We start from the raw sequence: 21,879 nt of genomic DNA, 5'->3' as shown, positions 1-21,879 counted from the left end.
AACGCTACCCCGAGGTGGGTTGTTCCCGTCGAGTGACTCACCACTTCTGTGGACGGAACGGCGCAGTGAGGGTCGGGTCGACCCGACCCCTCACGACGCTGGTGTGCCGCTACTTCTTGCGAACCACCTTGACCTTGAACTTCTTCTTGCCGGCCTTCACGGCATCGGAGCCGAGGTACTTGACCGCGACCTGGAGCTTGCCGACCTTCTTGGCCTTGGGCAGCTTGATCTTCGCCTTGCCGTTCTTGTTCAGCTTGACGGTGATGGTCTTCTTGCCCGTGACCTTCCCCTTCACCTTGATCTTGACCTTGCCGGTCGCCTTGGCGCCCTGCTTGCCCTTGACGGTGACGACGATCTTGCCGTTCTTGCCGACCTTGAGCTTGGCGGGCTTGAACTTCGCCTTGATCACGGCCTTCTGGGCCTTGACCGGCTCCGGCTCGGAGTCGTCGGCCACCAGGTCGAGGCCCACCAGCACCGGGTCGTGGTCGGAGGAGCGATACGGCGTGTCCTCGTGGAAGTCGGTGGCGTGGTAGTTCCACCGGCTGTACTCGAAGAGCAGCGACTCACCCGAGTTGATGCCCCAGATGTCTGCTCCGGTCGTGGCTGCCTGCGCCGCTTCGTTCAGCAGCACGTGGTCGAGCGAACCCGACATCGCCTGGAAGGAGTAGGTCCACTCGTCCCCGCTGCCGAACTCGGTGGCGGCGTCTGCGTAGCCGGCGTCGTAGAGCACCTGCAGCGGGTCCTCCATCGTGTAGGCGTTGAAGTCACCGGTCAGCAGCACCGCCTCGACGTCCTCGCTCGCCTGCACCGACGGCACCCAGTCGCGCAGTGCTTCGGCCTGGGCGATGCGGTCCGGGTTGGCCGCGCCCTGCCCGGTGCCGTCGTCGGCCCCCGACCCCTTCGACTTGAAGTGGTTGACGACGACCAGGAAGGAGTCGCCGCCGTCGGTCGAGCGGAACGTCTGCGCGATGGGCTCACGAGCGTTGGCGAACGCGCCCGAACCGCTGCTCTGATCGCCGAGAGCGTGCGCCTCACCGACCCGCTCCACCGAGGCGACCTTGTAGATGATCGCGTTGGTGATCACGTCCTGCTCGGAGGCGTCGGGCAGTTCCTCGGACGACGGGTTGGCCGCCCAGACCTCGTCGCCAGCATCCGCGTTGAGTGCGGCCACCAGCGTCTCGGTTGCCTCGTCGGCCTCCTCACCGAGGGCTGCGGAGTTCTCGATCTCCATCAGCCCGACCACGTCGGCGTCGAGCGCGTTGATCGCGGCCACGATCTTGTTCTGCTGACGCTCCAGGTCCTCGGGGTCCCAGGCGCCGCGCTGGGCACACCCGGTGTTGACGTTGTTGCCGTCGCCGTTGCGGTCGTTGTAGGCGGTGCAGCCACCATCGCCGACGTTGTCGTCGTCCGCGTCACCCAGGGTGGTGAAGTAGTTGAGCACGTTGAACGACGCCACCCGCACGTCGGCGGTACCGTCCGGATCGATCTGCGCCGCCTCCGGTGCCGGCGTACGCGTGTTCTCGAACGTCACCGGGCTCGTCGTGTTGTCCGGCCCCTGCACCCACGAGGTGGGCTGGAAGCGCCAGGTCGGCGCGGAGGGGCTACCGCCCTCCGTGAAGACCACGGGCTCGTCGAATGTGACCGAGGCACCGACCACGGCCGGCTGGGACTGGGAGACGTAGGCCGGGGTGCCATTGCCGTCATAGCTGCCACCGAAGAAGCTCCACGACGAGCCGTCGTCGAGCACGACCTGCCGGGCCGCGTTGTCGGCCTCGACCGCGGCAACCGCGGCAGCGTCCTGCGCATCGGCCACCTCGGTCGGCGTCATCAGCGGCTTGTCGCCCTGCGCCAGACCGACCTCGCCGTAGCGGCTGTCACCGGGGTTGCTGCCCCCGAAGTAGGTGTTGGTGACGGTGAAGTCACCGGTCGGTTGGAAAAGCATGCCCTCCAGCACCTCCCGCTCGGCGGGGGCGCTCGGCCAGGCCTCCAGCGTCACTGGGGTCACCGGATCGGCATCGTCGTCGAGGGGGACGATGTCGGCCGCCGCCGTCACCTCGACCTGGGTGGCACCGGCATACTCGGCCACGGCGCCCTTGACCTGCACGTGGTCACCCGGCTGCACGGTGACGGCGCCCGCCGATGCGGCGACCCGCACGAAGATGCCGTCGGAGGCCGTGCGCGAGGCGACATCGGTCGCGCCACCGGTGCCTGGTGTCTGCAGGTAGAACCCGAAGAGGCCACCTGCCGGATAGGCCGCCGTGACCACGCCGGTGGTCGTGGCGATGTCGCCGACGTGGTCGGAGACCAGCCCGGTGCCCTGGATCTCGGGGATCGTCAGCTCGACCTCTTCCGGCGGCTCGACCACCGCTGGCTCCTCGCCCGGCGTGGGCGCGCCGGCAGTGAAGTCGTCCACGTTCTGGAGGGTGTTGGAGGAGTCCACGTCACGAGCCACCGAGGTGGAATTGGACGGGGCCGGGGCTGGAGCTGTGCCGAGGAAGGTGTCGCCTCCGCCGAAACCCACGAGGTCGACCACTGCCGGGTCAGCGGCGCAGGCCGTGGTCACGCACGTCAGGGTTGTCGTCGAGGATGACAGAGCAACATTGCCCGTCGTTCCGGACAGGTTGACGCCCGTGTTGACCACGTCCGGCGTCGGGAGCGGCCCGCCGTTGGCGCCGGTTGCGCCCGCTGCGAGGTAGTAGTCCCCGGGCGCCAGCGTTCCTGACAGATCGATCCGACCGGTCCACACCGCGCCGGCGGCGCTCTTGTACTGCACCGAATAACCGGTCAGGTCGATGGGCACGTCGCCCTTGTTGTGAAGTTCCACGAAGTCTTGGTTGAGCGGCGCTCCAGAGTTGCCGCCACCTCCGTAGACCTCGCTGATCACCAGCGCTGAATCCGCAACGGGTGCTGCCTGTGCAGTGGTGGGGACCGCGGCCAGCGTGGCCGCGGTGAGGGCGGCGACCGCGAGCGGTGCCACGAGTTTGTGTCGGGACATGTTGGTTCCTCCGAGAACCGCGTGAATGTGTCTCCTGGAGCAGGCAACCGAGACCTGCGGGGACGACGACAGGGGGCCACCGCCCGAGTGGCGGCCCCCTGTCATCGGGGTCAACTGTGTCGACGCACCTGGGTCAGCGCGTGACCTTGACCTTGAACTTCTTCTTGGCCTTCTTCAGGTTGTCGTCGCCCAGGTAGGTCACGACCACCTTCTTCTTGCCCTTCTTCTTGAACTTGCCGAGGTTGACCTTCGCCTTCCCCGCCTTGTTCACCTTGACCGTCTTCTTCTTGCCGTTGGCCTTGACCTGCACCTTGCCGGTGACGTCGACGCCCTTGGCCTTGACCGCGATGACCACCTTGGCCTTGGTCTTCTTCGCCTTGACCTTCTTGGGCTTGACCTTCACCTGCAGCTTCGGGGCGACCTTCGGCGCGACGGGAAGGCTGAACGAGAGCTGCGTGCCACTGGCCTCACCCGTGACGGTGACGGCCAGCGACGAACCGCGCTTGGTCCCGGCAGGGATGGTGAGCTGGACCTGGGCAACGCCGTCCTCGTCGGTCACCTCGTCCGTGACCGTCGCGTCGACCGGCACGCTCACCGGGGCAGCACTCCCGACAGCGACACTGACCTCCTCGTCAACGGTGTCACCGGGGCCGGTCATGATCAACGAGCTGAGATCGACCGTAGCGGTGTCACCCGGCGCATAGCTGGCCTTGTCCGTGGACACACCGACCGAGCGCTGGCTGAAGTCCGGGGACACGGCGTCCTCCGCCGCAGCCATGTAGTCGACCATCGCCTGCAGGTCGGTGACCCCGGTGTCCTGCTTGTTCGCACCGGCGTTCAGGGTGAAGAAGTTGTCACCACCCGTGGAGAGGAAGGAGTTCACCGTCACCGAGTAGCTCGATGCCGGCTTGATGGCCGTGCCGTCCAGCCACATCCCAGTGACCCGCTTGTTGCGCGCAGCCGACGGGTCGTAGGTGTAGGTGAATCCCTCCGAGATGCCGAGCCGCAGGAAGGGGCGCGAGGCACCGTCCGGCTGCCACTGCTCCTCGAGAACCTGCTTGATCTGTGCGCCGGTCAAGTCCATGCGTACCAGGGTGTTGGCAAAGGGCTGCACGACGGCGGCCTGCTTGTAGGTGAGCTTGCCGTCCTCACCGACCATGTCGGCCCGGAGACCGCCGGGGTTCATGAAGGCGATCTCGGCGCCCCCGATGGACTCAGGGGTCTGGGCGCGCTGCACCTCGGCGACCAGGTTGCCGAGGGTCGACTCACCGCCGCGGTTCTCCGTGGTGCCGTTGCTCAGCTTCGCGCGCTGGAACGCAGCACCGATCTCGCCGATCTGCTCGGCACCGAGCACGTCGGCCTCGTCCTTGGCGTCCTGGACGATCTGCGCGACCACCGGGTCCGGCGCATAGTTGGCGATCCAGTTGTCCTGACCGCCGACAGGTTCGTTGCGCATCAGCGGGAGGATCTCCTGCGAGACGACCTCCACCTCGCCGGTGGCCGAGTCGATGTCGAAGACGAGCTGGTTGAGGTTCACGCCGTACTGACCGGCGGAGACCACCGGCATCCCGTCGATGGTGTGGTTGTAGGCCAGATGGGTGTGGCCCGAGACGATCGCACCGATGTCGTCGCTGACCCCGGTCACGATCTTGCCGAAGTCGGACGCCGGGTCGGTTGCGGACGCCAAGGCGGTCGTCGCGGCACCTTCGTGAACGAGCAGCACGACGAGCTCCGCGCCGGCATCCTTCAGGTCAGCTGCCTCTGCGTTGACCGACGACACGATGTCGGCGGCTTCGATGTCGGCGATGCCGGCCGGAGACACCAGCTCGTCGAGGTGCTCGGTGACCGCACCCACGAAACCGACGTCGACGGTGTTGCTGCCCTCGGTGAAGGTCTCCATCCAGGAAGCCTCGATGCCGTCTGCCTGCGTGCCGTCGACCTTCTTCTTCACGTTGGCGCCGATGTACTCCCACTCCGCGCCGCCCAGCGGGTTCGTCGTCGCGTCGTACGGCGCCATCACCCGGTTGACCAGGTCGTCGTAGCCCTGGTCGAACTCGTGGTTGCCGACGGCCGACACGTCGAGGCCGGCTGCGTTGAGCGCGTCGATCGTGGGCTTGTCCTGGCTGATGAAGGACTCGAACGTGGACGCGCCGATCAGGTCACCGGCGGCCGCGAAGACCGTGTTGGGGTTGTCGGCCTCAAGCTCCTGCACCGCGCCCGCGATCACCGCCGCGCCCGATTCCGCCCCGTTCGGCAGGATCCGGCCGTGGAAGTCGTTGGTGGCCAGGATCTGGACCTGCACCACGTCCTCGGGCGCTGCCTGGGCCGCGCCGGTGGGCAGTGCCGCCAGTCCCCCCAGCACCAGCGCCGCGGCAGCTCCTACGGCTGCCTTCTTCTGCAAGATTGTCATGATTCTGCGTTGCTCCTCGCCTCGTCACCGTCGAAACCGTCCCCGAGATCTCCCGACGGTCAGATCCCCAGCACACACACATCACGCGTGCAGCAACCCGTCGAATGCGTGAGCACTCGGTGAAAAGAAGGTTTCCGGCAGCCCTCAGGCGCGAACCGCGATTCGCCGTTGATGGTCCAGGAAGGACGAAGATCTGTCGTCAGGATCCCGTCACCCTAGGACAGGATCACCGACTCCGGGAGCCCAAAAAGGTCACGAAGTGGTCTCGGTCACATCGCAGCGCGAGAAGCAACGGCGAAATGCGAGACGCAGGAACGACCAGTCAGCCACGGCCGGACAAGGCGTGCCGCTGCTTCCACGCCTCGCGATAGAACTCGTAACCCGACCAGACGGTCATGGCCACGGCACCGGCCAGGAGGGCCTGGCTCGCGTAGAACAGGACGTCGCCGGGCAGGTCCATCCATCCGTCCACCTGCCGCAGCGGCAGCGCCAGCCCGGCCAGCGCCACGCCCTGCAAAGCAGTCTTGATCTTGCCGCTCTGGGCCGCGGGGATCACGACGTTCTTCATGATCGACAGTCGCAGCAGCGTGATGCTCCACTCCCGAACGAGCACCAGGATCGTCACCCACCACCAGACGTCACCGACGATGGACAGGCCGATGAAGGCCATGCCGGTGATCGCCTTGTCAGCGATGGGGTCGGCGATCTTGCCGAAATCGGTGACCAGGTTGCGTGAACGCGCGATGTCGCCGTCGATCTTGTCGGTGACCATCGCCAGTGCGAAGATCACGAAGGCCACGACCCGCCAGCCGACCGAGTCACCGCCGTCCTGCAGCAGGGCCCACCCGAAGAGCGGCACCATGAGGATGCGCAGAGTCGTGAGCGCGTTGGGGATGTTCCAGTTGCTGGGCTTGGCCTCGGCTTCGGTCACGATCCCTCCCCAGCTCGGCCACCAGATCGACACCTTCCGTCGCGATGACGGTCGCTTCGACGATGTCGCCGATCCGCAGTGCCGCGACATCGCCTTCGATCCGGGTGCAGCCGTCGACCTCGGGCCCCTGCTGCTCGGCACGCCCCTCGACGACGCCGTCATCGAGGGACTCGACGAGCACACTCACCCGGTCACCGATCCGATCCTCGGCCCGCTGGGCGTTCAGCTCCTCCACGAGTGCGCTCACCTCAGCAGTGCGCTCGGCAATGAGATCTGCGTCGAGCTTGCCGGGCAGCTGTTCGGCGGCGGTGCCGTCCTCGTCGGAGTAGCCGAAGACACCGGTCACGTCGAGGCGGGCCTCGACCAGGAAGTCGCACAGCGTGCGGAACTCCTCCTCGGTCTCGCCCGGGAAACCGACGATCACGTTGGAGCGCACCCCAGCATCGGGGCGCAGCGCGCGGATCTGCTGCAGCAGTCCCAGGAAGCTCTCGGGGTCACCGAAGCGACGCATCCGGCGCAGCACCGTGGCACTGGCGTGCTGGAAGGAGAGATCGAAGTAGGGCACCACACCGGGCGTCGTGGCGATGGCCTCGATCAGCCCGGGACGGGTCTCGGCGGGCTGAAGGTAGGAGACCCGCACCCGCTCGATCCCCTCGATGGCGGAAAGCTCGGGGAGCATCGTCTCGAGCAACCTCAGGTCACCGAGATCCTTGCCGTAGGAGGTCGAGTTCTCGCTGACGAGGAAGATCTCCTTGACGTCCTGCGTGGCCAGCCATTGGGCCTCCTGCAGCACGTCGGAGGGCCTACGGCTCACGAAGGCGCCGCGGAAGGCTGGGATGGCGCAGAACGTGCACCGACGGTCGCAGCCGCTGGCGAGCTTCAAGGGTGCGGTGGGGCCGGAGCCCAAACGGCGGCGTACGGCGCGGGGCCCGGTCGCGGGACCACCAGCGCCCACGTCGTCGACCGAGGCGACCGGCTGGTGGCCGGGGACGCTCAACGTGGACGCGTCACGCTCTGCCGGCGTGATCGGGAGCAGCTTGCGACGATCCTGCGGCGTGTGCGGGTGGAGCGTCTCCCCCGCGAGGACCGAACGGAGCCGATCGGCGATCTCGGGATAGTCGTCGAAGCCGAGCACGGCGTCGGCCTCGGGCAACGACTGCGCGAGGTCCTTGCCGTAGCGCTCGGCCATGCAGCCCACGGCAACCACGGCCTGGGTGCGTCCGGTCTCCTTGAGGTCCGCCGCCTCGAGGAGGGTGTCGACGGAGTCCTTCTTCGCGGCCTCGACGAATCCGCACGTGTTGACCACGACGGTGTCGGCGTCCTCCGGGTCGTCGACCAGGCGGAAACCGTCGGCGGCCAGGCGGCCGGCCAGCTCCTCGGAATCCACCTCGTTGCGGGCACATCCGAGGGTCACCATCGCGACGGACACGAGGTCGTCGGGCTGGGTGGTCTGTGAAGTCGTCATGGCTACCGTGAAGTATGCCGTGTGACGGCACGTTCCCCCGCTTCGGCCTCGCCCCCGTGGCCCGAAAGGGCCGAAACCCGCCGCGGAGCCGAACTCCGCGACGGGCCTCGGCACGTCTGGTGAGGATCCACCGCGTCGCTCAGCCGCCGAACTTCCTGCTGCCGGCCTGACCGGCCTTGCCGACCGTCCCCTGCGCAACGTTGTCGATCTCGACCTCCACCGCGCCTGCGTCGGTGGCCTTGACCTTCACCGGCGCGACGACGTCGATGCGGTGGATGTCACCCGCCGACAACTCCTCGCTGAACACGACACGGCCCTTCGCATTGCTGATCTCCACCTGGGAGCTGCTGGTCGCCGTGACCTTGATGGTCACCCGCTCGGCCTGTTGCGCCGAGCCGTTGGGGCCGCCGGACCCCTGGCTGAGCGACATCACGCCGTCAGGCTCGGGCTTGTCGTCCATCGCCAACTTGGCGACCGACCAGGCCAGCACCACGGCCATGACCGCGGCCACGACGACGGACCAGTTCGGACCTCCCCGCACGGCACGGATGCCGCCGGTACCGGTCGCGAGCTCCGCCTCGAAGACCTTGCGCGCGTTGATGGGTGCGTCGGCGTAGCGCTCGTCATAGAGCTTGACCAGCGGTCCCGCTTCCAATCCGAGGATCCGGCCCAGGGTCCGCAGGTGGCCGCGAGCGTAGAAGTCACCACCGCACGGCGCGAAGTCGTCGACCTCGATGGCCTCGATCACGTGCGGACGGATCCGGGTGCGCTCGGCCAGGGCATCGACCGTGAGTCCGATGCGTTCGCGAGCCCGGGTCAGGACCGGCCCGATGACCGGCTCCGGACGCGGCATCGCCTCGTCGGCCTCGTCGAACCCACTGACCTCGTCGACCTCGCCGAGCGTCACGCTGGGCTGGGCCCCGGACTCCTCGACCAGGCTGACGCGTCCGTCACGTCGCAACTCGCGACCTGGGACCGGATGCGCCTCCTCGACCTCGTGGTGCACGACGCTCCGGCGCGCCTGGACCACCGGGCGCACCGGCTCCACGGCAGGGATCGAATCCTGGGTGTCGGCCTCGGCGAAGGCCAGATCGGCCTCGACCTCAGCCACGACCTCGTCGCGACGTGCTGCGGTCTCACGACGCAGCTCGACCATCCGGGCGACGCGGCGCCTCACCCGGAGACCGAAGCCGGCGGCAGGAGCGCTGCCGTCGGAGAACGGTACGTCGACACCCACCTCGTCGGCCTCCGTGGCGGCCGCGGAGCCTCGTCGCCGATCTCCTCGAGGACGACCTCCTCGCCGAAGGGCGCGTCGGGCATGCGCTCGAACACCAGCACCCCTCGAACGCTGCGTCGAGGTCGTCCGTCCCGGGCACGGGGCCGACGCCGTCGGCGACGTCTTCGGTGACATCGTCCGCCAGGCTCGCCGTCCTCGACCGCGGCAGCAGGCTCGGCGACCACGACAGCGGTCGCGCCCCTGGGCCAGCCGGCGCAGGGTCGCGGTGAGGTCGTCACCGGCGCCGACAGTGCGGGTGGCGAGGCCGATCGGCACCGCCAGCGGGGCGCCGTGCAGGCGACGGTTGAGCCAGGCCCGCCGACGGACACCGGCGTCGGCCTCGGTGAGCACGTGATCGACGTCGCTCGGCTCGAGCGCCAGCACGCCGTCACGCCACCAGGCCTGACGCGGGTGGTGCTCGATCGAGGCAAGTGCGTCCCACGGAAGTCCCTGCCACGCGTGACCGAGACGGATCCGCACCCCGTGGTCGTCGGCGACCAGCAGTGGCGAGCGTGCATCGACGAACGAGGCCAACCAGCCGACAGCCACGACGGTCATGACCGCGACGACGATCCAGTCGAGCACGGCGGCGGACTGGGTCGCGCGGCCGAGCCAGGCAATGGCCACCGCAGCGGCAAGGACGCCGATGAGGGCTGCGAGACCTGCGTTGCGGCGTACTTCCACCGTCTCCCGGGCGACCGGGTCGTAGTGCTCCGTCGTGGTCACATCTCCCCCTGCAAGGTCATCAGCACACCGTCGAGTTCATCGGGCTTGATCAACACGTCGCGCGCCTTCGAACCCTCGCTCGGGCCCACGACGCCGCGGCTCTCCATGATGTCCATGAGACGGCCCGCCTTGGCGAAACCGACACGCAGTTTGCGCTGCAACATCGAGGTCGAGCCGAACTGCGAGTTGACCACCAGCTCGACCGCCTGGATGACCAGCTCCAGGTCGTCACCGATGTCGTCGTCCAGGTCGCGCTTGGAGGCAGCGCTGGCCGTGACGTCCTCGACGTAGGTCGGCTCGAGCTGCGTCTTGCAGCTCTTGACCACTTCGGCGATCTCGGCCTCGGTCACCCACGAACCCTGGACGCGGATGGGCTTGCTCTCCCCATCGGCAGGAACAGCCCATCACCTTGACCGACGAGCTTCTCGGCGCCGGGCTGGTCGAGGATGACGCGGCTGTCGCCGAGCGACGACGTGGCGAAGGCCAGGCGTGACGGGACGTTGGCCTTGATCAGACCGGTCACGACGTCGACCGACGGACGTTGCGTCGCCAGCACCAGGTGGATGCCCGCCGCACGCGCCAGCTGCGTGATGCGTACGACAGCGTCCTCGACGTCTCGCGGGGCGACCATCATCAGGTCGGCGAGCTCGTCGACGACCACCAACAGGTAGGGGTACGGCGACAGCACGCGCTCGCTGCCCGGGGGCACCTCTACGGTGCCGGCCCGCACCGCCTTGTTGAAGTCGTCGACGTGACGGAAACCGAAGTTCGCCAGGTCGTCGTAGCGCATGTCCATCTCGCGCACGACCCACTGCAGCGCCTCCGCGGCCTTCTTGGGGTTGGTGATGATCGGGGTGATCAGGTGCGGGATGCCCTCGTAGGCGTTGAGCTCCACCCGCTTGGGGTCGACCATGATCATCCGGACCTCGTCAGGCGTGGAGCGCATGAGGACCGAGGTGATCATCGAGTTGATGAAGGACGATTTTCCGGAGCCCGTGGCACCGGCGACCAGGAGGTGCGGCATCTTCGCCATGTTGGCGACGACGAAGCCACCCTCCACGTCCTTGCCCAATCCCACGACCATCGGGTGGTGGTTGCTGCGCGCGGTGTTGGAACGCAGCACGTCGCCGAGGGAGACGACCTCCTTGTCGGTGTTGGGGATCTCCACACCGACGGCCGACTTGCCCGGGATGGGGCTGAGGATGCGTACGTCGGCAGAGGCGACGGCGTAGGCGATGTTCTTCTGGATGCCGGTGATCTTCTCGACCTTGACCGCCGGACCGAGCTCGACCTCGTAGCGGGTCACCGTCGGACCCCGGCTGTAGCCCGTCACGCGAGCGTCGATGCCGAACTCGTCGAGCACCCGGGTGAGACTGTCGACCACCGCGTCGGACGCGGCCGACTTGGGCTTGTGGGGCGAGCCCGGCTTCAGGATGTCACTCGCGGGCAACGAGTAGGTGATGTCGCCGGACAGCGCCAGCTGCTCCACGCGCTGCGGCAACTCGCTGTGTGGCGGCGGGACGAGTTCGACCTTGTCGTCGGCGACGACCGCGACGCTCTCGGGCGCCGCAGGCACCGACGTCGAGGAGAACGGGTCGAAGACATCGTCCTCGTCGACGGGCTCGTCGGCCTCCGACTTCTTGCGGCCCCGCTTGGCCTTCTCCTCCTCGACGACCAGGGCGGTGTCGTAGGCCGGGTCCCCGGCCTCGGGGTCCAGCTCGAAGTCGTCGCGGCGACCACGTCGTGAGCTCGAATCGTCGTCGTCGTAGTAGTCACGACCGAGCAGGCGGTCTCGCACATCGGCCAACCGCTCGGGGATCTGGTAGATCGGGGTCGCCGTGATGATGAGGACCCCGAAGATGCCCACGAGTGCGAGCACCGGGATGACGACGTAGGGCTCACGGAGCAGGTCGAGCAGCAGGCTCGAGATGACGTAGCCGACGGCGCCGCCGGCCTGCTGGAGCTCCTCGGTGTCGCTCATCTTCGGGCGCGGGCTGCCGTTGGCGATGTGCACGATGCCCAGCACGCTGAACGACAGCGCCAGCCAACCGATCACCTGGCGTCCGACCGGGCCGTTGCGCTCGGGGTCGCGCATGTTGCGCCAGCCCACGTAGACGAGAACCATCGGCACGAACCAGGCGAGCTTGCCGACCGAGCCGGCGACCGCCGTACGCACCCCGTCCATCATCCCTCCGGGCAGCCGCCACCAGACGGAGGCAGCAACCACCACGGCGAGGCCGCAGAGGAAGAGACCGGCGCCGTCGCGACGCTGCTCGGGTTCGATCTCGCGGGCACCGTGACCGATCGAGCGGGCCAACGAGCCCAGCCCATGGGCGATGCCCATCCAGATCGCCGCCAGTCCGCGTCCGAGCGCGGTGAAGAACCGGGCCACCGGGCCCGGTCCGCTGCGCACGGCACGAGGGGCCGGTCGAGAGTTGCGCGAAGTCGCCTTCTTGGCCGGCGCCTTCTTCGACGCGGCCTTGGAGGTGGGCTTCTTGGAGGTACTCCGTGATCGGGTGCTCGCACTCGAGCCGGAACTCTTGCTCCGGGACGTGCTCGAACTCCGCGACCCCGGCGGGGAAGACGTACGGGTCGCCATGCTCAGCACCCTAGGTTAAAGTCCCACCAGCCACAGGGACCCCACAGGTGCGTGTCGCCCACACCCGCACCGTCACGGAGCGGCAACAACTTCCGGCGTGTCTGGACCCGAACCGGCAACTCTCCCTAGTGTGGCGCAGGCCACAACAACCCTTCCGAGCATCTCGGAACAGCCTGAAGGGATCCACAGTGAAGTTGATCAAGCCGGGCGTAGCCCTGCTGATGGTGGGCGCGGGGCTCGCGGCAGTCCCCACCCTCACCGCACAGGCAGCGCCCCAGGGACCGGACGACACCACGTCCATGGTCGCAAAGATGCAGTCGCAGGCCGACGGCAACACCGTCGTCCAGCGCGAAAAGGCCACCGGTCAGGTCGGATTCATCCGAGCCAAGGGCAACGGCGACCTCCTCCCGGGCAAGGATCTCGCCCCGGCCGCCAAGGCCGATGCCTACCTGGACTCCTATGCCGAGGCCTTCGGCGCACCGCGAGCACAACTCGTGCGCCAGAACGTCACCAAGGGCGAGCACGGCACCACTGTCGACTACACGCAGACCTACCGGGGCGTGCCGGTCTTCGGCGCGCTGCTCCGGGCCCACGTGGACGCCGACGGCGACCTCACCGGGGTCAACGGCGAGGCGGTTCCCGACATCGAGTTGTCGGTCGAACCCCGCTTCGACGCCGACCAGGCCGGCGCGAGTGCGGTGAGCATGGTCAAGGCCGATCCGCCGGGGCACGACGGCAGCGCCGACACGACCGGGGTGAAGGCCGTGACCCCCGAGCTCATGGTCTACCGGACAGGTCTCGTGAAGGGCGACGAGGGTGACAACGTCCTCGTGTGGCGCGTCGAGGTCACCAACGAGAAGAACGTGCGCGACATCGTCTTCATCGACGCGATGACCAACAAGCCGGTCAACCGCTACTCGATGATCCACGACGCGCTCGACCGCGAGCTCTACGAGGCCGATCCCGATCGCAACCTCACCCAGGTGTGGAAGGAGGGCGACGAGTTCCCCGGCGACCTCAACCAGGACCAGCAGAACCTGGTGACCTCCGCCGGCGAGACCTACTGGTTCTTCATGAACTCGTTCAACCGCGACTCCTACGACGGCAAGGGTGCGATCATGCGCACCATCAACAACGACCCCGCGATCCAGTGCCCCAACGCCAACTGGAACGGCGTCACCACCAACTACTGCAACGGCGTCACCTCCGATGACGTCGTCGCCCACGAGTGGGGGCACGCCTACACCGAATACACCCACGGCCTGATCTACCAGTGGCAGGCAGGTGCCCTCAACGAGTCCTACTCCGACATCTGGGGCGAGACCATCGACCTCATCAACCGTCGCGAGGACGAGGGCGAGGGCAACCTCAACACCAAGCGTCCCGTGGGACAGTGCTCCAGCAACTCCCCCGCGCTTCCCGTGCTGACGATCAACGCCCCGCCGTCGATCGCCAAGGAGTGCCTGACCGGAGGAGCCTCCTTCGGTCAGCAGCTGGATGCCGACGGCCTCACCGGTGACGTCGTCGCGCCGACCGATGCCTCCGACGACGGCAGCACCGCGACCGATGGCTGCTCCGCCTACAACGAGGACGTCACGGGCAAGGTCGTGCTCGTGGACCGGGGCACCTGCGCCTTCACCGAAAAGGCAGAGGTGGCCACGCAGGAGGGAGCTGCCGCGCTCATCATCGGCAACACCGACGACTCCCCATCGGCATGTCGGGTGACGATCCCGATCTCGTCAGCACCGTCTCGATCGGCCTGAGCGACCGGGAGGCGATCCGTACGGCGCTCGGTGCCGGCGAGACCGTCAACGTGACGATGAAGGACGCGGGCGGCGACCGGGTCGACTCCTACCGCTGGTTGCTCAGCGAGAAGTCGACGGCCTTCGGTGGCGCCATCCGCGACATGTGGAACCCGAACTGCTACGGCGACCCGGGCAAGGTGTCCGATGCCGAATACAAGTGCAGCACCGACGACAACGGCGGCGTGCACGGCAACTCGGGTGTTCCCAACCACGGTTATGCGCTGCTCGTCGACGGTGGCACGTTCAACGGCGTGACGGTGGAGGGGATCGGCCTGCAGAAGGCCGCTCACATCTACTACAAGGCGATGAACGAGTACCAGACCCCCATCAGCGACTTCGTCGACCACGCGAACTCCTTGGAGGCATCCTGCGCCGACCTGACCGGCAAGAAGCTCAACAAGCTGAGCACGGCCGAGGACGACCAGCAGCCGTTCAACGACAAGATCAACGCCGGCGACTGCGCCCAGGTGGCGAAGATGACCCAGGCCATCGAGCTCCGCAAGGAGCCGGTCCAGTGCGCCTTCGAGCCACTGCTGCCCGACGAGGCTGGCGCCCCCTGCGGCACGGGCTTCACTGCTCGGACCGTCTGGAGCGAGGACTTCGAGGCCGGGATCGACGGCTGGGAGCAGACTGCCGAGATCCCCGAAGGCAGCAAGACCATGGACTGGGAGCAGACCTACGATGCACCCCAGCACGACTCGGCGACGGCGTTCGCGCCCGACCCCCGTCGTACGGCGACTGCATCCCGGACAGCGACGACTACTCGTCGGCCGCTTCGTTGATCAGCCCGGAGGTCACGGTGCCGGACGACGGCGAGCACCCGGTGCTCTCCTTCGACCACTACGTGGCAACCGAGCTCGGCTATGACGGTGGGCTGGTGCGAGCCAGCGTCAACGGCGGCGACTTCGAGGCGATCCCCACGGACGCCTACATCGTCAACGGCCCCAACGACACCATGGCCCCGGCGCCCAACAACACCAGCCCGTTGGCCGGGCAGGAGGGCTTCACCGGCACCGACGGTGGCAAGCTGCATGGCACCTGGGGCACCAGCCGGGTCGACCTGACCCAGCTCGGTGTGGAGGCCGGCGACACCGTCCGGTTCTCCTTCGTGATGGGTCGTGACGGCTGCAACGGCTTCGACGGTTGGTATGTCGACGACGTCGAGGTGACCGTCTGCGACGTGGCTCCGGTCACCGAGCCGGTCGCCTCGAAGACGAAGGCCAACGCCAAGCCGAAGAAGCTGGCCAACAAGAAGAAGTCCGCCAAGGTGAACGTCAAGGTGACCGCGGCAGGCATGACGCCGACCGGCAAGGTGACCATCACCTTGAAGAAGAAGGTCGTCGCCAAGGGCACGTTGTCCAACGGCAAGGTCACGCTCAACGTCAAGGGCAAGAAGCTCACGAAGGGCAAGAACAAGTTGGTCGCCAACTACCTCGGATCCGACACCGTGAAGACGTCGAGTTCTGCGAAGTTCGTGATCAAGCGCAAGAAGTAGCACCCGCGCAAACCAGCAACAGGAATCAGTCGAACCGGCAGAGAAGCTGCGCACCCGCACTCTCTGCCGGTTCGGCGCATTCCTCGCGTGCGACCTCCGGTTCGCGGGTCAGAACAGGGCGGTCAGCCAAGGCACGACGACGAAGGCCGTGGGCAGCACCAGCACGCCGACGGCGAGGGTGACGAGCCCTGCCGCCTGGACCGGACGGGCCCGGGTGTCGGCGAGCAGCTCGACCCGGGTGAGCAGCCCGTTGCCACCTGCACCCAGCGCCGCTTCGGGGGCGCGGCCCTCGGCGAGCTGGACCAGCGCTCGTCCGAGCGCGTGACGGCCACTGACGCGGACGGCGACGCGGTCCGCCAGCACCTCCACCAGCAATCGCACCTCCCGCAGCGCCGCATCGCTGGAGACCCAGCGCGGGAATGCCTCACGCAATGCGCTGAACGCCTCCAGCACCAGGTCGTGGCGAGCCCGCAGGTGGGCGCGTTCGTGCTCGAGCACCGCGTCGAGCTCCTCGGGGCTCAGCACTCCCCGGGCGCCCTCACTGACCACGATCCGCTGGTGCCCGAAGCCGGGGATGCAGTAGGCCACCGGCACCTCGTGCTCGATGATGTGCACCCGGCCGCCGGCACGGGCCACGAGGTCGAGCTGGTCGCTGTGGCGCCTGCGGATCGCACGCAGCGACGTGCCGACCCGGTGGGCACTGAGCAGGAGCCGGGCGGCCACCAGCACGGTGAGCCCCAACGAGGCCGCCGCGACCGCCCACTGGGTGAGCTCCGACGTACCCCGCCAGGCGTGGTGGGTGACCAGGGAGAGACCGGCCCCGAGTGCGGCGAGCACCGCGGCGGCCGCGACGCTCTGCCACAGCACCAGCGCGGCGATCGGCGTACGCCGGACCCACGACAGGCGTGCGAGCCCTGCCGGCACTGGGCCGGCCAGCAACACCGCGATCACGGCGAGCACGAGGGGCGTCATGGCTGCAGTCAGGCCCCGTCGAGGCGGGCCAGCGCTTCACGCAGCGCCTTGACGTCCTCGGCAGAGGCATCCTCGACGAAGGCCGCGAGTGCCGTCTGCCGGTCGTGACTGGAGAACTCGTCGAGGGTGTCGCGCATGAGGTCGGCGGTCATCTCGCCCCGAGTTCCGCGCGGACTGTAGCGATAGGCGCGTCCGTCGCGTTCCTGGTTGACCATCTCCTTGCGCGCGAGACGATCCATCACCGTCATCACGGTCGTGTAGGCGATGTCGCGCTGCTCGGCCAGTTCGGCATGCACCTCGCGCACCGTCCGCGAGCCGCCGTCGGGCGTGGCCCAGAGCACCTCCATCACCGAGCGCTCGAGGTCACCGATGTTCGTACGCGTCCTTGCCATGGGGTCAAGTGTACCTACGAATCTCTACGTACTACGATCGGTAGTAATTACTACGCGGCGTAGTAGCGAGCCCGGAGGGAAACCCATGGAAGTCCTCGACATCGCACGGTGGCAGTTCGGCATCATCACCGTCTACCACTTCCTCTTCGTCCCATTGACGATCGGCCTCACAGCGGTCGTGGCCACCTTCGAGACGATCTGGGTGGTCAAGAAGGATCCGGCCTATCTCCGCCTGACGAAGTTCTTCGGCAAGTTGCTGCTGATCAACTTCGCGATCGGCGTCGTCACCGGCATCGTGCAGGAGTTCCAGTTCGGCATGAACTGGTCGGACTACTCCCGCTTCGTCGGAGACGTGTTCGGCGCGCCGCTGGCCATCGAGGGCCTGCTCGCGTTCTTCCTCGAGTCGACCTTCCTCGGCCTGTGGATCTTCGGCTGGGACAAGCTGCCGCGGGCGCTCCACGCCGGCTGCATGTGGATCGTCCACATCGGAACGCTCATCTCGTCGTGGTTCATCCTCGCCGCGAACTCGTGGATGCAACATCCCGTCGGTCACACCTACAACCCCGAGACCGGCCGCGCCGAGCTCACCGACTTCTGGGCAGTGATGTTCAACGACGTGCAGCTCGTTGCCTTCCCGCACGTGATCACCGCGGCCTACATGACCGGCGGCGCGTTCGTGCTGGGGGTCTCCGCGTGGCTCTACCTGCGTCGCCGCAAGCAGGCCGCTTCGTTGGTCGAGGGCACCGAGGACGCCGAGCTCGCTGCCGAGGACGCCAGCCTCTACCGCAAGGCGATCCGCATCGGCGCCGTCGTGACCCTGGTCGCTGGTCTGGGCGTGACCATCTCCGGTGACCTCCAGGGCAAGGTGATGACCGACGTACAGCCGATGAAGATGGCGGCCGCCGAAGGCCTCTACGAGACGTCGGACAGTTGCGCCCCGTTCTCGGTCTTCACCATCGGCACGCCCGACGGCAAGGAGGAGAAGTTCGCCGTCACCGTGCCCTGCCTGCTGTCGTTCCTCGGCACCGGCACCTTCGACGGCAAGGTGGAGGGGATCAACCCGCTCCGCGAGAAGTATGCCGAGACCTACGGCACCGACCCGGGTGCAACCTACTTCCACGCCGACGACTACGTGCCGGTCGTCCCGGTGACCTACTGGAGCTTCCGCTTCATGATGGGCCTCGGCATGGCGGCCGCCTTCGGTGCGGCGCTGATCCTGTGGGTGACCCGAGGCGGTCGCCGGCCGAAGAGCGTGTGGTGGGGCCGCTTCGCGCTCATGGTGCCGGTGGCGACCGTGCTGGCCAGCTCCTTCGGATGGATCTTCACCGAGATGGGACGTCAGCCCTGGGTCGTCTACGGCCTCATGACCGTCGAGAACGCGGTGTCGCCAAGCGTCTCGGTCGCTGAGGCGCTGACCTCACTGACCGTGCTCACCCTCCTCTACGCAGCGCTGGCCGTGGTCGAGTTCGGCCTGCTGGCGCGCTACATCCGCAAGGGGCCTGAACCCTTCGTGGAGCCCCCGGACCCGTCGCTGGCGGCGCCCGCCGACGACGAACCGATGACCTTCGCCTACTGATCTCGACGGCGCTCACCGAAAGGAATGCCATGGAACTCACCACTGTCTGGTTCATCCTGATCGCCGTCCTGTGGATCGGCTACTTCACCCTCGAGGGCTTCGACTTCGGCGTCGGGATGCTCCTCCCGGTGCTCTCCCGCAACGAGACCGAACGCCGGGTCATGATCAACACGATCGGTCCCGTCTGGGACGGCAACGAGGTCTGGCTGCTGGTCGCTGGCGGGGCGACCTTCGCCGCGTTCCCCGAGTGGTACGCGACGTTGTTCAGCGGCTTCTACCTGCCGCTGCTGCTGATCCTCGTCGCCCTGATCCTGCGCGGACTCGCCTTCGAGTACCGGCACAAGCGCGATGAGGCTGCGTGGAAGGCGAACTGGGACAAGGCCATCTTCTGGGGCTCACTCGTGCCGGCCTTCCTGTGGGGCGTGGCGTTCGCCAACATCGTGCGCGGCGTACCGATCGATGCGGACTTCGAGTTCACCGGCACGGTGTTCACGCTGCTCAACCCGCACGGGCTGCTCGGCGGTGTGGTGACCCTGCTCCTCTTCCTCACCCACGGCGCCTTCTACGTGGCGCTCAAGACGGTGGGCGACATCCGGATCCGTGCCCGTGTCCTGGGCATCCGTACCGGACTCGCCGCAGCGGCAGCGGCCGTCGTCTTCTGCCTGTGGACCCAGGCGGAGACCGGCAACGCTCGCTCCCTGGCAGCGTTCACCGGCGCCGCTGTCCTGCTCCTGCTGGCCCTGAGCGCGGCGTCGAAGGCACGCGAGGGCTGGGCGTTCACCGGCACCTTCGTGGCCATCGGCCTCGCGGTCGGCGGACTCTTCCTGGCCCTGTTCCCCGACGTGATGCCCTCGAGCACCGACGCGGCGAACTCGTTGACGGTGGTCAACGCATCGGCCACGGCCTACACCCTGAAGGTGATGAGTTGGGTGGCGTTGGCGTTCACGCCGATGGTGATCGGCTACCAGGCCTGGAGCTACTGGGTCTTCCGCAAGCGGATCGGCACGCACCACATCCCCACCGAGGCACTGGCCAAGTGAAGCCCGTCGACCCGCAGGTCCTGCCCCTGCTGAAGCCCGCCGCCCGACCACTCGGCACGGTGCTCGTCGGCAACACCGTCGTGGCCCTGCTGGTCGTCGGCCAGGCCTTCGCGGTCGGTGCTCTCGTGGCGGGTCTCCTGGATGACCCCGCCGGTGGCTGGCAGACGCCGGGGGCCTGGTTGGTCGCCCTGAGCCTCGTCCGGTACGCCGTCGCGTGGCTCGTGGAAGCGGCCTCGGCCCGCGCCGCCAGCAGGGTCGGCGCGGATCTCCGGCAGCGGGTGCTGCAACATGCCCTCGACCTCCCGGCAACCGACCTGTCCAGCCGGAGCACCGGCTCGGTCACCGCCCTGGCGACGCGCGGCGTCACCGCTGTCGAGCCCTACGTCACGCGCTACCTGCCCGCCCTGGTGCTCGGAGTGCTGCTGCCGGTCGCCACCGTCATCGCGATCGCCACCCAGGATCTGTGGAGCGCCCTGATCGTGCTGTGCACCCTGCCCCTGGTGCCGGTCTTCGCCGTGCTGATCGGGATGGCCACCCAGGAGAAGGCGGACCAGGAGTGGCGGACGCTCAGCCAGCTCGCCAGCCACTTCCTCGACGTCGTCAAGGGGCTCCCGACATTGGTCGCCCATCGCCGCGCCCGGCCCCAGGTCGGCAAGATCCGGGAGGTCACCGAGCGCTACCGCCTCGCCTCCCGGGCGACCTTGCGAGTCGCCTTCGCCTCGTCTGCCGTGCTGGAGCTGATCGCCACGATCTCGGTGGCCCTGGTCGCGGTCTGCGTCGGCCTCCGACTCGCAGCCGGCCACATCGAGCTCCAGACGGCACTGACGGTCCTGCTCCTCGCGCCCGAGGCCTACTGGCCACTGCGCCGTGTCGGCGCCGAGTTCCACGCCGCCGCCGAGGGCACGGCTGCCTTCACCGAGGTCAACGCCCTCCTCAAGTCGCGCATCGAAGTTGCACGAGTGGGGAGCCGAGGTGACGGCTCCTGCGCCTCCGCTGCTCCGGATGCGGCGCCCTGCCGCCCGACCGCGCCCACCCTGGAGTTCATCGACGTCTCACTCGGCTGGCCCGACCGCTCCCCCGTGCAGGAACACCTCGATCTCACGATCCCGGGGCCCGGTGTGACGGCGCTCGTCGGGCCCTCCGGCGCGGGCAAGACCACCCTGCTCCAAGCCCTGCTCGGTGAGCTTCCGCTCGTCACCGGGCGGATCCTGGTCGACGGCCACGACCTGTCCGGGCTCGACCGCGATCTTTGGCTGCGACAAGTCGCCCACCTCCCTCAGCGCCCGTGGCTCACGCCCGACACCATCGCCGACAACCTCCGCATCGGGGCGGCCCGGGCCACCGATGAGGAGCTCCTGACCGCACTCGACAGGGTCGGGCTGCGTGACGCCGTACGGGCGCTCCCGGAGGGGCTCGAGACCACGCTCGGCGAAGACGGCGCCGGCCTCTCGGCGGGACAACGTGCCCGGCTCGCGATGGCGCGGGTACTCCTGACGGATCGCCCGATCGTGCTGCTCGACGAGCCCTCGGCCCACCTGGACGACACCAGCGAGTCACTCCTGCTGGACGCCATCGCCGCCCTCGGCCGCGACCGCACGGTGCTGGTCGTTGCCCACCGTCCGGCCGTGGCCGTGGCCGCCGATCACGTGGTGCGGCTGCCGGGTCGCCGAACGCCGCCACAGCGCGGCACCAGCCATCGCGCAGCACAACAAGAGACGCTCTCTCGACGCCCCAGAAGGGCGACCTCGGCGCCCCAGGAGCGCGACCTCGACGCCCCAGGAGCGCGACCTCGCGGCCCGATTCTCGCGACGTCGCGGTGGCGCTGGGCGCTCGCGGTCCTGCTGGGCACCCTCGCTGCCGCCTCCGGCATCGCGCTCACCGCCACCGCCGGCTGGTTGATCGCACGCAGTGCCGAGCAGCCCCCGTGATGGTGCTGACGGTCGCGATCGTCGGCGTCCGCACGTTCGGCCTGGCTCGACCGGTCCTGCGCTGGCTGGAGCGCCTCGTGTCCCACGACGTGGCCCTGTCGCTGCTGGCCGATCGTCGCGCCCAGGTCTATGCCGACCTCGTGCCCCTGGCGCCCGCCCGACTCGGGCGACGCGGCGACGCCCTCGCTGCGGTCGTCGACGACGTCGACGCGCTGGTCGACGAGTTGCTTCGGGTCCGCCTGCCCTCCTCGTCTGGCTCGGCGTGACGG

At 68.1% G+C, this 21,879-nt stretch carries 15 protein-coding genes and 1 pseudogene; 8 read left to right on the top strand and 8 right to left on the bottom strand.

The annotated features are described in order from the left end of the window. Positions 1–109: 109 nt before the first annotated feature. The 6 genes and pseudogenes from L1066_RS03855 to L1066_RS03830 all read right to left on the bottom strand — a co-directional run bounded on the left by L1066_RS03855 (position 110) and on the right by L1066_RS03830 (position 12,147). A complete protein-coding gene (locus L1066_RS03855) occupies positions 110–2,995 on the bottom strand; it encodes an ExeM/NucH family extracellular endonuclease (RefSeq protein WP_235735060.1) in 2,886 nt (961 codons plus the stop codon). A gap of 133 nt (positions 2,996–3,128) precedes the next feature. After that, positions 3,129–5,405, bottom strand: a complete 2,277-nt coding sequence (locus L1066_RS03850; RefSeq protein ID WP_235735059.1) for a 5'-nucleotidase C-terminal domain-containing protein — start codon at positions 5,403–5,405, stop codon at positions 3,129–3,131. A 322-nt stretch (positions 5,406–5,727) separates the two neighbouring features. Continuing rightward, positions 5,728–6,336: a CDP-diacylglycerol--glycerol-3-phosphate 3-phosphatidyltransferase gene (gene pgsA / locus L1066_RS03845; protein WP_235735058.1), complete on the bottom strand. Its 609-nt coding sequence runs from the start codon at positions 6,334–6,336 to the stop codon at positions 5,728–5,730. Further along, positions 6,224–7,765 carry a 30S ribosomal protein S12 methylthiotransferase RimO gene (gene rimO, locus L1066_RS03840; protein ID WP_235735166.1) on the bottom strand — a complete coding sequence of 514 codons (1,542 nt, stop codon included), beginning with the start codon at positions 7,763–7,765 and terminating at the stop codon, positions 6,224–6,226. The genes pgsA and rimO overlap by 113 nt, the downstream gene beginning before the upstream one ends. A gap of 175 nt (positions 7,766–7,940) precedes the next feature. Beyond that, a complete protein-coding gene (locus L1066_RS27440) occupies positions 7,941–9,803 on the bottom strand; it encodes a helix-turn-helix domain-containing protein (protein ID WP_235735057.1) in 1,863 nt (620 codons plus the stop codon). Then, positions 9,800–12,147: pseudogene (locus L1066_RS03830) on the bottom strand (FtsK/SpoIIIE family DNA translocase). Before L1066_RS03830 ends, L1066_RS27440 begins: the two are co-directional and overlap by 4 nt. Between L1066_RS03830 and L1066_RS03825 the strand changes: the two are divergent. From L1066_RS03825 to L1066_RS03810, 4 genes are all read left to right on the top strand, one after another. Then, the gene (locus L1066_RS03825; RefSeq protein WP_235735056.1) at positions 12,140–12,421 is read left to right on the top strand and encodes a hypothetical protein; all 282 of its coding nucleotides are present in this window, start codon (positions 12,140–12,142) and stop codon (positions 12,419–12,421) included. The pseudogene L1066_RS03830 and the gene L1066_RS03825 sit on opposite strands and share 8 nt — an antisense overlap. Before the next feature lie 169 nt (positions 12,422–12,590). Next, positions 12,591–14,165 (top strand): PA domain-containing protein, encoded by a 1,575-nt coding sequence (locus tag L1066_RS03820; protein ID WP_235735055.1) that lies wholly within the window; start codon positions 12,591–12,593, stop codon positions 14,163–14,165. Beyond that, entirely contained in the window at positions 14,117–14,989 is an 873-nt protein-coding gene (locus L1066_RS03815) for a M4 family metallopeptidase (protein WP_235735054.1), read from the top strand. The genes L1066_RS03820 and L1066_RS03815 overlap by 49 nt, the downstream gene beginning before the upstream one ends. Beyond that, positions 14,986–15,702, top strand: a complete 717-nt coding sequence (locus L1066_RS03810) for an Ig-like domain-containing protein (RefSeq protein ID WP_235735053.1) — start codon at positions 14,986–14,988, stop codon at positions 15,700–15,702. Before L1066_RS03815 ends, L1066_RS03810 begins: the two co-directional genes overlap by 4 nt. Positions 15,703–15,810: 108 nt before the next feature. Here L1066_RS03810 and L1066_RS03805 read toward each other — a convergent pair whose 3' ends face one another. Both L1066_RS03805 and L1066_RS03800 read right to left on the bottom strand, forming a co-directional pair. Then, on the bottom strand, positions 15,811–16,674 hold the full coding sequence (locus tag L1066_RS03805; RefSeq protein WP_235735052.1) for a M56 family metallopeptidase: 864 nt from the start codon (positions 16,672–16,674) through the stop codon (positions 15,811–15,813). 8 nt (positions 16,675–16,682) lie between these two features. Then, entirely contained in the window at positions 16,683–17,066 is a 384-nt protein-coding gene (locus L1066_RS03800; protein WP_235735051.1) for a BlaI/MecI/CopY family transcriptional regulator, read from the bottom strand. Between the two features lie 85 nt (positions 17,067–17,151). Here L1066_RS03800 and L1066_RS03795 point away from each other — a divergent pair, with 85 nt between their 5' ends. Genes L1066_RS03795 through L1066_RS03780 form a run of 4 tightly spaced genes read left to right on the top strand, consistent with a single transcriptional unit; the run spans position 17,152 to position 21,876 of the window. Next, positions 17,152–18,642, top strand: coding sequence for a cytochrome ubiquinol oxidase subunit I (locus L1066_RS03795; RefSeq protein WP_235735050.1), 1,491 nt, complete (start codon positions 17,152–17,154; stop codon positions 18,640–18,642). Between the two features lie 29 nt (positions 18,643–18,671). Beyond that, positions 18,672–19,682 (top strand): cytochrome d ubiquinol oxidase subunit II, encoded by a 1,011-nt coding sequence (gene cydB, locus L1066_RS03790; RefSeq protein ID WP_235735049.1) that lies wholly within the window; start codon positions 18,672–18,674, stop codon positions 19,680–19,682. Beyond that, positions 19,679–21,610: a thiol reductant ABC exporter subunit CydD gene (cydD, locus tag L1066_RS03785; protein ID WP_235735048.1), complete on the top strand. Its 1,932-nt coding sequence runs from the start codon at positions 19,679–19,681 to the stop codon at positions 21,608–21,610. The genes cydB and cydD overlap by 4 nt, the downstream gene beginning before the upstream one ends. Continuing rightward, complete coding sequence (locus L1066_RS03780) at positions 21,610–21,876, top strand: hypothetical protein (protein ID WP_235735047.1); 267 nt, start codon at positions 21,610–21,612, stop codon at positions 21,874–21,876. Before cydD ends, L1066_RS03780 begins: the two co-directional genes overlap by 1 nt. Positions 21,877–21,879 lie beyond the last annotated feature (3 nt).

This window comes from Nocardioides alcanivorans (genome assembly GCF_021555175.1).
Lineage (GTDB): Bacteria > Actinomycetota > Actinomycetes > Propionibacteriales > Nocardioidaceae > Nocardioides > Nocardioides alcanivorans.
Note: the sequence above shows the minus strand (reverse complement) of the source record. Positions and strands in the feature narration are given on the sequence as shown.

Excerpts from the sequence above, each read along its gene's own strand:
- L1066_RS03800 (WP_235735051.1), bottom strand. The coding sequence starts at position 17,066 with ATGGCAAGGACGCGTACGAACATCGGTGACCTCGAGCGCTCGGTGATG.
- L1066_RS03815 (WP_235735054.1), top strand. The coding sequence starts at position 14,117 with ATGTCGGGTGACGATCCCGATCTCGTCAGCACCGTCTCGATCGGCCTG.
- L1066_RS03825 (WP_235735056.1), top strand. The coding sequence starts at position 12,140 with ATGCCCATCCAGATCGCCGCCAGTCCGCGTCCGAGCGCGGTGAAGAAC.
- L1066_RS03850 (WP_235735059.1), bottom strand. The coding sequence starts at position 5,405 with ATGACAATCTTGCAGAAGAAGGCAGCCGTAGGAGCTGCCGCGGCGCTG.
- L1066_RS03795 (WP_235735050.1), top strand. The coding sequence starts at position 17,152 with ATGGAAGTCCTCGACATCGCACGGTGGCAGTTCGGCATCATCACCGTC.
- cydB (WP_235735049.1), top strand. The coding sequence starts at position 18,672 with ATGGAACTCACCACTGTCTGGTTCATCCTGATCGCCGTCCTGTGGATC.
- L1066_RS03805 (WP_235735052.1), bottom strand. The coding sequence starts at position 16,674 with ATGACGCCCCTCGTGCTCGCCGTGATCGCGGTGTTGCTGGCCGGCCCA.
- L1066_RS03780 (WP_235735047.1), top strand. The coding sequence starts at position 21,610 with ATGGTGCTGACGGTCGCGATCGTCGGCGTCCGCACGTTCGGCCTGGCT.
- L1066_RS03855 (WP_235735060.1), bottom strand. The coding sequence starts at position 2,995 with ATGTCCCGACACAAACTCGTGGCACCGCTCGCGGTCGCCGCCCTCACC.